Below are 9,960 nucleotides of genomic sequence, written 5' to 3'. Positions count from 1 at the left end.
GTGGTAGGCCGCCGTCAGCGCCGCGGGATCGGAGGCCTCGTGGAACAGGAGTACCCGAACCCGGTTCATGCCCACGGCTTCCCGGCTTCGGGGTCGGCCCGCAGGTGCGCGACGACCTGCATGGTGACCATGGAGCCGCCGCTGCGGAACGGGTGCAGCTTCTGGCGGTGCTCCAGGTGCCGGTCGCTGTGCTCGAACTCGCGGAACCGCGGCTCGTCCACCCAGTCGCTGACGATGTAGTAGATCCCGGGCTCGTCGATGCTGCGGGACAGCCACTGGCCGAGGTTGGCCGGGTGGCTGACCACCGAGTCGCCGACCTCGGTCCAGGTGCGTTCGAAGTCCGCCTCCAGGCCGGGCTTGATCTCCATCCGCAGCATCACCCGGAAAACCTGCTGGGTGTCGATCTGCGCGGTCATGTGATCCCTCCATCCACGTGCAGCACCTCGCCGGTGACGTACCGGGAGAGGTCGCTGGCCAGGAACAACATTCCCCCGGCGATCTCGTCGACCTCGCCGAGCCGGGCCAGCGCGGTCTTGGCCGTGTAGCGGGCCCGCATGGCTTCCAACTGGTCCGGCGGCAGCGCCAGCATGGCCTCGGTCACGATCACCCCGGGCGCCAGCACGTTGAACCGGAACCCTTGCGGCCCAAGCTCCTTGGCCAGCGATTTGGTCAGCCCGACGATCGCCGCCTTGGCCGCGGTGTAGTGCGCCCGCAGCGGAATGCCCACCTCGCTGGACTTCGACCCGATGTTGATCACCGACGCGCCCGGGTTGAGCAGCGGCAGCGACTCCTGGATGATCTGGAAAACCGCGGTGACGTTCGTGTCGATCACCCGGTGCCACTCGTCGACCGGCAGCTTGGCGTAGGGGATGTGGCTGATCACGCCGGCGTTGTTGACGACCACGTCCAGGTTGCCGAACCGCACCCGCACCTCGTCGATCAGCGACGTCACGCCGTCCTGGGTGCCGATGTCGGCGCGGATGACGTGATGGTCGCCCGGCGTCTCCTTCAACTCGCGCACCAGGCTCGCCACCGACTCGTCCTCGCTGCGGTAGCAGGTGATCACGTGGCCGCCGGCTGCCGCCGCCCCGAGCACCAGGCCGCGCCCGATGCCCTTGGTCCCACCGGTGATGAGAAACTTCTTGCCCTCAACCCCGAGTTCCGGTTTCTGCACCATTGTGCTTGTCTCCCAAGGATTTCTACAGTAAGAGGCCGATCGCGGCCACGTTGCCGGCCAGTGCGCCGACGGCGAGCCCGGTGCGAATCTTGTTCCAGGCCACCCATTCCCGGCGCGGGTCCTGGAAGTCCGCCGGCAGCGCCTCCGGATCGAGCGTGGCCATCCACCGGTTCACCGGTGCGTTCTTCAGCAGCGAGATGGTCGCCACCGACCCGGCGAGCAGTCCGGAGACGACGAACACCGCCCCGGCCGGACTGGGCGCCAGCACGCCGAGCAGCAGGTCGCCGGCGAACGTGAAGATCAGGCAGATCGGCATGAACGGGTCGTAGCGGGTGGCGAAGAACCCGTGCGCGTGCACGTAACGCTCGGTCGGCAGCGCCATCAGCAGCGGCGCTCCGCCGAGCACGGTCCCGGTCAGCACACCGGCGGCGAGGCCGGCGGTGAGCAGTACGAGCGGCGCGAGCACGGCGATCATCAGCTGGCCAGCTTCCGCGCGGCGGCCGCCTCCACCTTGCCCTTGATCAGTTCCAGCTGGATCGCGGTGTTGTGGTTGAGCCGCGCGGTCATCTGCTCGTCGGTGACCGGCGCGATCGGCTTCATCTCGAAGTCCTGCACCCACCGCATCCGCACGCCGTCGTCCTCCTGGGTGTACTCCCAGAACAGCGACATGTACTTGAACACGCCGGTCTCCACCCGCGCCGAGCGCACGGTGCGGGACTGCGGGTCCGGGGTCCGCTCGGACACCCAGCTCCACACCTTGCCGTTCTCGTCCGGGTGCAGCGCGAGCCGGAACCGCACGCTCGGGCCGCGCCGCTCGATGATCTCGGCGACGGAGTACTCGCTGAACAGGGAGGTCCAGGACTCGACATCGTTGGTGATGTCCCAGACCAGGTCCATCGGGGCGTTGATCACGATCGAGTTGTCGGTGTGCCCGGACACGGCTACACCCCCGCCTTCGCGAACTGCTCGTTGATGTACTCGACGGCCAGCCGGGGCGTCTTCATGTAGTCGACGCACTCGTCCGGCATCGGCACGCTGTACTTGCGCTGCACGTGGCTCGCGACCTCGAGCACCGCGAGGGAGTCGTAGCCCAGCTCCTCGAACTCGATGTCGTCGATGTCCGCGGAGAGGTCGATGTCGTCCTCGACGCCCGCGCAGGCCTGCATCAGCTCACGCAGCTCGTCCAGGGTGAATTTCTGGCTCATCAGGCGGTTCCTCCATCGGTTTTCGACAGTTGCGGACTCATCCGCGCAGGACCACGGCGGCGTTGAAACCGCCGTAGCCACGGGCGAGCACCAGGGCGGTGCGCAACGGCTTGACCCGCGGCCGGTCGAGCACGAGGTCGAGCTCGATGCCGTCGGCGAGCCGGCTGGTGCCCACGGTCGCTGGGATGACGCCGTCGCCGAGGGCGAGCAGGGCGGTGGCCACGTCCAGGGCCGCGCCGCCGCCGTAGAGCCGGCCGGTCAGCGTCTTGGGTGCGGTGACCGGGACGGCGCGCGGGCCGAACACCGCGCTGATCGCCGCCGCCTCGGCGTGGTCGGCCGCCTGCGTGCCGGTGGCGTCGGCGAAGACCACGTCGACCTCGGCGGGCGAGGTCTCCGCGTCGGCCAGCGCCTGCTCGATCACGCGGCGCAACCCCGGCGGGCGCGGCGAACCCGGTGGCGGGTCGAAGGTCGCGGCGTAGCCGGCGACCGAGCCGTACACCCTCGCCCCGCGCCGGGCGGCCTCGTCGGCCCGCTCCAGAATCAGGATCGCGCCGCCCTCGCCGGGCACGTAGCCGTCGGCCTCCTCGTCGAACGGCAGGTACGCCCCGGTCGGATCGTCCCGTTCGGACAGTCGGCCGGTGGACAGCTGGGCGGAAAGTCCGTACGGGCACAGGGACGCGTCGGTGCCGCCGGCCACGACCATCCGGATGTCGCCGGCCAGCAGGCGCCGGGCCTGGCCGAGCGTGTCCAGCCCGCCGGCCTGCTCGCAGGAGAGCACCCCGCACGGGCCGCGCATCCCGTGCCGGATGGAGATCTGGCCGGTGGTCGCGGCGTAGAACCAGGCGATCGACTGGTAGGCGCCGACGAACTGCGGCCCGCTGGCCCACAGCCGTTCGATCTCGCGCTGGCCGAACTCGGTGCCGCCGGAGGAACTGGCGGTGACCACGGCCATCTCGAACTCGGGCAGCAGCGCCGGATCGATGGCGGCGTCGGCCAGCGCGTCCTCGGCCGCGGTGAGCCCCATGTGGGTCCAGTGGTCGGTCTGCGGGATCAGCCGGCCGGGCACCCGGCCCTTGGCCTGGTAGCCGGGCACCTCGCCGGCGACCTTGACCGGGTAGCGGCTCGGGTCGAACCGGGTGATCTGGCCGATGCCGGACTTGCCGGCGATGGTGGCCTGCCAGTGCGCCTGCGTGCCGATTCCGGTCGGCGCGACCACGCCGATCCCGGTGATCACCGGCTGTGTCCTGGCCACAGAACTCTCCTCGCTCGCGGTAAGGGCAAGACTCGGTCCGGACGGTGGAACGCCGCTCGAAACCCGTTGGTGGTCAGGCTGCGGCCGGGCGGGCGAGCAGCATCGCCGTCTGGAAGCCGCCGAACCCGCTGCCCACGCTGAGCACGACGTCCATCTTGTGCTCGCGCGCGGTGACCGGGGTGTAGTCCAGATCGCACTCGGGGTCGGCGGTGTGCAGGTTGGCCGTCGGCGGAACGACCTGCCGCTGCAGGGCGAGTGCGCTGGCGGCGACCTCGAGCGAACCGATGGCGCCCAACGAGTGTCCGATCATCGACTTGATCGAGCTGACCGGAACCTGGTAGGCGCGCTCACCGAGGCTGCGCTTGAACGCCGCGGTCTCGTGCCGGTCGTTCTGTTTGGTGCCCGACCCGTGCGCGTTGATGTAGTCCACATCGGACGGATGGAGCCGGGCCTGGTCGAGCGAGACCCGGATCGCCTCGGCCATCTCCCGCCCGTCCGGTTTGAGCCCGGTCATGTGGAAGGCGTTGCTGCGCCCGGCGAACCCGACGACCTCGGCGTAGATCGTCGCCCCGCGCGCCCGGGCGTGCTCGGCCGACTCCAGCACCATCACCGCCGCGCCCTCGCCGAGCACGAACCCGTCGCGACGGCCGTCGAACGGCCGGGAGGCGGTCTGCGGCTCGTCGTTGTTCGGCGAGGTCGCCCGGATCGCGTCGAAGCAGGCCGCGGTGATCGGGGAGATCGGCGCGTCGGTCGCCCCGGCCAGCACCACGTCCGCACTGCCCTCCGCGATCAGCTGGGCGCCGTGGCCGACCGAGTCGAGCCCGGAGGTGCAGCCGGTGGAGATCAACGCCACCGGACCCTCGGCGCCGCAGGTCCAGGCCACCTCGACGGCGAGCGTGCTCGGCACCATGTAGCCGTACAGTTGCGGCACCACGTAGGTCGGGTCGATCAGCCAGGTGGAGCCGCGGTTGGACAGCACCACGTACTCCTCCTCGAGCCCGGTGGTGCAGCCGACCGCGCTGCCGATGCTGACCCCGATCCTGGTCGGGTCCATGGCGTCGAAGGACAGTCCACTGTCGACGATGGCCTCCCTGGCGCTGACCACGGCCAGTTGCCCGGCCCGGTCCATGCGCCGGATCTCCTGCGGGGACAGGCCCGCGGCCGCCGGGTCGAAGTCGCACTCGGCGGCCACCTGCGACCGGAACTCGGTCGGGTCGAACAGGGTGATCCGTCTGGTCGCGGTCCGCCCGGCGGTGAGCAGGTCCCAGAACGCCTCGCGGGTCAACCCACCCGGTGCCACCACCCCGATCCCGGTGATCACCGCCCTGCGCTCACTCACTTGGCGCCCCCGACTTCCGGGTGCGGCGAGTCCGGGTTGGGCTGCGGCTCGGTGTCCACATGGCCCAGCTCCGGACGCGGCGCGAGCGGAGCGAGCTGGAACACGCCACGGGCCGGCGCCGAGGTGTTGTTCACCAGCCGGTGCTTGGCGCCGATGGGAATCCACAGCGAGTCGCCCGGGGCGAGCGTGATCACCGTGCCGTCGACGGTCATCTCCAACTGGCCCTCGATGACGTACAGGAACTCCTCGGAGTACGGGTGGTAGTGCTCGGAGACGAACTCGCCCGGCTGCAGCTCGACGAACCCGCCGAAACCCGAGGTGCAGCCGACCGTCTTGGGGGACAGACACACCCGGATGTCGCCACCGCGCCTGCGGTTCGGAAAGGCTTCGGAAACGTTGACCTTCAGCTTGGGCTGGGTGCTGGTCATGGATCTTCTTCTCCTCGTCCAGGTCGGGTGCTCAGGCCGCGTCCGGGGTCCAGACGTAGAACGGCTGCGCCATCGCGTCCTTGGGCTCTTTCCAGTTCGGGTCGTACGGCCAGACGTGCTCGGCGAGCGACTTGTTGATCCAGTCGTAGAGCGGGTGGCTGCGTGCCTTGTAGAGGTTCTCGTTGATGTCCTCGTCCGCCTCGACCAGGTGGAAGTACAGGTCGTGGAACTTGAACAGGGTCCGGCGCTTCACTCCGATCATGTGCGGAAGCTCGCTCGCATCCGACTCGGCGAAGATGTTGGCGATGGCGTCGGCGTGACCCTCCTTGAGGTGGGCCACGATGAGCGTGCGGTGCGACACGACGGACCTCCGGGGAACCTGGACGGACTTACCGCCAGCGATGATTTGCCAGGCTTGTCCAAGCGCCCTCGAGCCTGCTTAGAAACCCTCCGCCGCGCACGGCCGGCAGCGCAGCACCACCGGGATCTCGTCGAACATGGCCACATCGAGGGAAAGCGCCCGGTCCACGGCGATGGCGGCGGAGCGGGCGCGGGCGGCCAGGCGCAATACGGCGCTGCGGGACAGGGATCTGCGGTTGCGGCACCGCGCGGCCAGGTCCACCGTGTGGGTTCCGCCGTGCGCGGTGACGTTCGCGGTCGGCTTCCAGGCGAGCGTCTCGGTCATCCCCCGGCCGTCCGACGGCACCTCGAACAGGTCGGCGGTGTCGGCGTCCAGGCTGCCCTCGGTCAACCCCCAGCGCGCACTGATCCGCACCGGCGTCCGGCGGTCCGGGCTCGCGTACACCACCGCGGATGCCCTGGGCGGGAGGAACCGCTGCACCAGCAGCACACAGTTTCCGTTGGCGGTGAACAGGTTGTCCCGCTGGGCGGCGGCAACCGACTCGACCAGCGCCTCCGGCAGCGCGTCCCGGTGCACGTTGTACAGGCACAGGTCGGCCGCGGTCCGTGGGGCGACCGGCCACGGGCAGGCCACACCGACGGTGAGCTGCGGGTCGGTCCGGCCGTCCAGGTCCAGCAGGCCGCAGGTGACGTCCCGGACCTGCTCGACGACCCCGGCGAAGTCGGCGTCGAACGGCACCACCACGATCGCGGTGGGCGGGGTGGGCAGCAGCTCGGCCAGCCGGCCGGTGACGGCGACCTCAAGGCCCACAACGGAAACCCGCCCGGCGGCATGCCGGTCCAGCGGGAACACCGTGGCCCCGGTCCGGGTCGCCCGCGGCTGGTCCCCGCGCCGGGCCAGCACCGCGACGCCCGAACCGGCGACCCGGGCCCTCCCGCCACGGGTCGGCCGCGGCGCGCGCGTGGCGGGCCTCTGTCGCATGGCCTGCCGCCCCCTCTCGCGTTCCCGGTCGGCTGAGAACCACACAGCCACCATCAACAGCCGGGAACTGGAACGGCCGAAAACGTAGGAAGCCGGGCACGAGCCCGGCTCAAGCTTTGCTCGAGAAGATCAGCGCGCCTCCCCGGTCCACCAGGGCCCGGGTAACGCACCGGTCAGCCCGACCAGCCGCACCAGCGCGGGCACGATCAGCTTCGGTTCGTCGAACCGGTTCTGCCGCTCCTCGACCAGATCCGCGTCGACCAGCTCGTCCACCACGGCCTCCACCATCTGCCGGCCCATGCTGACCAGCTCGGTGATCTGGCTGATGGTCAGCGGACCGTCCTGGGCGGCGGCGAGCCGCCGGAACACCCAGCGCTGCCGGGCGGTCAGCAGCTGGTAGGCCTCGGCGAGCCGGCCGAGCACGTCGAACCCGCCGTAGCACAGCTCCTCGAGCCGGTGCCGTTCGTCGGTGAGCCGGCCGACCATCCGGGACAGCGCCCAGCCGGGCCGGGCCGCGAGCCGGGCCGCGATCGCCCGCAGCGCCAGCGGAAGCCGGTCGGCCAGCTCCACGAGTGCCTGTGCGGCGGCCTGTTCCCGGGCCACCCGGGACGTGCCGATCACCGCGGACAGCAGCTCGACCGACTCGCCCGGGGTCAGCACCGGCAGCTTGAGGTGCACGCTGCCGGGCAGCCCGCCGATCGGGTTGCGGCTGGTGACCACGACCGTGCAACCCGCCCCGCCGGGCAGCAGGTGCTGCACCGACTCGGCGGAGCTGGCGTCGTCGAGCACCATGAGCAGCCGGCGGTCGGCGGTCCAGCTGCGGAACATCAGCGCGGCCTCGGCGCAGGTGGCCGGGACGTCCTCGGCCGAGGCGCCGAGCGCCTTGAGGAACCCGAGCAGCACCTCCCGGGTACTCATCCCGCCGGAGAGGTCGACGTAGAGCTGGCCGTCGGCGAACCGCTTGCGCACCGCCCGCGCCGCGTGGATCGCGAACGTGCTCTTGCCGATGCCCGGCCGCCCGACGATGTCGACCACCCGCAGGCCTTCTCCGGTGCCGTCCGGCAGCACCCGCTCGAACTCGGCGAGCTCCTCGGCCCGGCCGACGAAGTCCGGGATCTCGGCCGGCAGCTGCGCCGGCTTGACCGCCGGCAGCCGCGGGGTGGCGCTGACCACGGTCGCCGGCGCGCCCCCGGCCGGCAGGTCCAGCTCCGGGTTGGCGGCCAGCATCTGCTGGTGCAGCCGCTGCAGCTCGGCGGCCGGGTCCAGGCCGAGCTCCTCGACCAGGGTCTGCCTGATCCGCTGGTAGACGCCCAGCGCGTCGGCCCGCCTACCGCACCGGTAGAGCGCGAGCATCAGCTTGGCGGAGAAGTCCTCCCGGGTGGGTTCGGCGGAGACCAGGCTGGCCAGCTCCCCGGTGATCTCCTGATGCCGCCCCAGGTGCAGGTCCGCCTCGATCCGCAGCCCGAGCACGGTGCGTTTGCGCTCCTCGAGCCGGGCAACCTGTGCATAGAGCAACGGACCGGTTGACACACCCTCCAACACGTTGCCCCGCCACAGGCCCAGCGCCACCCGCAAGGTGTCGGCGGCGTCGGAGATGTTGCCGCTCAGCAGTTCCTGCCGGCCGCGCTCGGCGAACTGCTCGAACAGGTAGGCGTCGATGTCGGTCAGGGACCGCAGCTGCAGGATGTAGCCGCCGGGGTGGGACAGCAGCACCGGGCTGTCCGCGCCGCGGCCGCTGGCCGGGCCGGCCTTGTCGGACAGCTTCAACAACTTGCGCAGCTGGTAGATGTAGGTCTGCACGGTGGTCAGCGCACTCGGCGGCGGGCTTTCCTCCCACAGCTCCTCGACCAGCTGGTCCACCCGGGTGACCGAGTTGGCCTGCAACACCAGCAGGGACAGCACCTGGCGCAGCTTGGGCGCCGACGGCGTGATCATCTGACCGCCGCGGCGCAGGCTCAGCGGGCCGAGCAGCCCGACCCGCATGACGTCCTCGTCGTGCCCCTGCACGTCCTCGTCCGGGACCGAACCGGCGTCCGGACCACCCGTCCGCGGCGACAACCGGCGGACTGCTGCCTCTCCGCTCTGGTGATTCTGCATGGACCCCTCCGATCCTCCTGGCGTGCATCCTCGCACCGGCCGGGCGGTGAACCGCTGTGACGACAGCGTTGTTCGAGTCCAGGGCGAGGGGGGTACTAGGAACGGCACTCGAGAGGCTCTTGGTCGCGCCTTGAATCATCCTTGAGTTTGGGACTCCAGCCTGGGCAGCGTAAGCCAATCAGTGAGCGCCCACCGGGGCGGCTGATCTGTCCACATGAGACGTCGAACGCGACATCCATGAACCTGAGGGAGAAGTATGACTTCCCGGTTGTTTACGTCCGAGTCGGTGACCGAGGGGCATCCGGACAAGATCTGCGACGCGATCAGCGACTCGGTCCTGGACGCCATTCTCACCCAGGATCCCCGGTCCCGGGTCGCGGTGGAAACGCTGATCACCACTGGTCAGGTGCACGTGGCCGGCGAGGTGACCACGAATGCCTACGTGGACATCCCCACCATCGTCCGGGAACGGATCCTGGAGATCGGGTACGACTCCTCGGCCAAGGGCTTCGACGGCACCTCGTGCGGCGTGAACATCGCCATCGGCTCGCAGTCCCCGGACATCGCCCAGGGCGTGGACACCGCCTACGAGTCCCGGGTGGACAACGCCGACGACGAGATCGACCAGCAGGGCGCGGGTGACCAGGGCCTGATGTTCGGCTACGCCTGCACCGACACCCCCGAGCTGATGCCGCTGCCGATCGCGCTGGCGCACCGGCTCTCGCTGCGGCTGACCGAGGTGCGCAAGAACGGGCTGGTGCCCTACCTGCGGCCGGACGGCAAGACCCAGGTCACCATCGAGTACGCCGGCGACCAGGCGGTGCGGCTGGACACCGTGGTGGTCTCCAGCCAGCACGCCGACGGGATCGACCTGGAACGGCTGCTCGCGGTCGACGTCCGGCAGCACGTGGTGGAGCCGGAGCTGGCGACGCTGGGGTTGGACACGAACGGCGTGCGACTTCTGGTCAACCCGACCGGCCGGTTCGTGGTCGGCGGTCCGATGGGTGACGCCGGCCTGACCGGCCGGAAGATCATCGTGGACACCTACGGCGGGATGGCCCGGCACGGTGGCGGGGCGTTCTCCGGCAAGGACCCGTCGAAGGTGGACCGCTCGGCGGCC

The 9,960-nt window shown here is 70.4% G+C and carries 12 protein-coding genes; 1 reads left to right on the top strand and 11 read right to left on the bottom strand.

Annotated features, from left to right (window positions below):
* Positions 1–65 precede the first annotated feature (65 nt).
* From VFO68_RS24370 to VFO68_RS24320, 11 genes are all read right to left on the bottom strand, one after another.
* Positions 66–416, bottom strand: a complete 351-nt coding sequence (locus tag VFO68_RS24370; RefSeq protein WP_325160698.1) for an antibiotic biosynthesis monooxygenase family protein — start codon at positions 414–416, stop codon at positions 66–68.
* Entirely contained in the window at positions 413–1,177 is a 765-nt protein-coding gene (locus VFO68_RS24365) for an SDR family NAD(P)-dependent oxidoreductase (protein ID WP_325160697.1), read from the bottom strand. The genes VFO68_RS24370 and VFO68_RS24365 overlap by 4 nt, the downstream gene beginning before the upstream one ends.
* A gap of 22 nt (positions 1,178–1,199) precedes the next feature.
* Complete coding sequence (locus VFO68_RS24360; protein WP_325160696.1) at positions 1,200–1,652, bottom strand: DUF1772 domain-containing protein; 453 nt, start codon at positions 1,650–1,652, stop codon at positions 1,200–1,202.
* Positions 1,652–2,116 (bottom strand): SRPBCC family protein, encoded by a 465-nt coding sequence (locus tag VFO68_RS24355; RefSeq protein ID WP_325160695.1) that lies wholly within the window; start codon positions 2,114–2,116, stop codon positions 1,652–1,654. The genes VFO68_RS24360 and VFO68_RS24355 overlap by 1 nt, the downstream gene beginning before the upstream one ends.
* Before the next feature lie 2 nt (positions 2,117–2,118).
* Positions 2,119–2,382: an acyl carrier protein gene (locus VFO68_RS24350; RefSeq protein ID WP_325160694.1), complete on the bottom strand. Its 264-nt coding sequence runs from the start codon at positions 2,380–2,382 to the stop codon at positions 2,119–2,121.
* A 37-nt stretch (positions 2,383–2,419) separates the two neighbouring features.
* Positions 2,420–3,634: a ketosynthase chain-length factor gene (locus VFO68_RS24345; RefSeq protein WP_325160693.1), complete on the bottom strand. Its 1,215-nt coding sequence runs from the start codon at positions 3,632–3,634 to the stop codon at positions 2,420–2,422.
* Positions 3,635–3,707: 73 nt separating this feature from the next.
* On the bottom strand, positions 3,708–4,973 hold the full coding sequence (locus VFO68_RS24340) for a beta-ketoacyl-[acyl-carrier-protein] synthase family protein (RefSeq protein WP_325160692.1): 1,266 nt from the start codon (positions 4,971–4,973) through the stop codon (positions 3,708–3,710).
* Positions 4,970–5,401, bottom strand: a complete 432-nt coding sequence (locus VFO68_RS24335) for a cupin domain-containing protein (protein WP_325160691.1) — start codon at positions 5,399–5,401, stop codon at positions 4,970–4,972. The genes VFO68_RS24340 and VFO68_RS24335 overlap by 4 nt, the downstream gene beginning before the upstream one ends.
* Positions 5,402–5,432: 31 nt before the next feature.
* A complete protein-coding gene (locus VFO68_RS24330; protein ID WP_325160690.1) occupies positions 5,433–5,762 on the bottom strand; it encodes a TcmI family type II polyketide cyclase in 330 nt (109 codons plus the stop codon).
* 78 nt (positions 5,763–5,840) lie between these two features.
* Positions 5,841–6,743: a hypothetical protein gene (locus VFO68_RS24325; protein WP_325160689.1), complete on the bottom strand. Its 903-nt coding sequence runs from the start codon at positions 6,741–6,743 to the stop codon at positions 5,841–5,843.
* A 129-nt stretch (positions 6,744–6,872) separates the two neighbouring features.
* Positions 6,873–8,840: an AfsR/SARP family transcriptional regulator gene (locus VFO68_RS24320; protein ID WP_325160688.1), complete on the bottom strand. Its 1,968-nt coding sequence runs from the start codon at positions 8,838–8,840 to the stop codon at positions 6,873–6,875.
* Positions 8,841–9,096: 256 nt separating this feature from the next.
* Here VFO68_RS24320 and metK point away from each other — a divergent pair.
* On the top strand, positions 9,097–9,960 hold an 864-nt coding region (metK, locus tag VFO68_RS24315; protein WP_325160687.1), incomplete at its 3' end, for a methionine adenosyltransferase.

Origin of the sequence: Actinophytocola sp. (assembly GCF_035712165.1) — a bacterium.
GTDB lineage: Bacteria > Actinomycetota > Actinomycetes > Mycobacteriales > Pseudonocardiaceae > DASYTH01.
The sequence above is the reverse complement of the archived record's forward strand: the minus strand, read 5'-3'. Positions and strand labels throughout refer to the sequence as shown.

Bases quoted from the DNA above. Each gene is read 5' to 3' on its own strand.
- VFO68_RS24335 (WP_325160691.1), bottom strand. From the start codon at position 5,401: ATGACCAGCACCCAGCCCAAGCTGAAGGTCAACGTTTCCGAAGCCTTT.
- VFO68_RS24350 (WP_325160694.1), bottom strand. From the start codon at position 2,382: ATGAGCCAGAAATTCACCCTGGACGAGCTGCGTGAGCTGATGCAGGCC.
- VFO68_RS24365 (WP_325160697.1), bottom strand. From the start codon at position 1,177: ATGGTGCAGAAACCGGAACTCGGGGTTGAGGGCAAGAAGTTTCTCATC.
- VFO68_RS24325 (WP_325160689.1), bottom strand. From the start codon at position 6,743: ATGCGACAGAGGCCCGCCACGCGCGCGCCGCGGCCGACCCGTGGCGGG.
- VFO68_RS24360 (WP_325160696.1), bottom strand. From the start codon at position 1,652: ATGATCGCCGTGCTCGCGCCGCTCGTACTGCTCACCGCCGGCCTCGCC.
- VFO68_RS24370 (WP_325160698.1), bottom strand. From the start codon at position 416: ATGACCGCGCAGATCGACACCCAGCAGGTTTTCCGGGTGATGCTGCGG.
- VFO68_RS24320 (WP_325160688.1), bottom strand. From the start codon at position 8,840: ATGCAGAATCACCAGAGCGGAGAGGCAGCAGTCCGCCGGTTGTCGCCG.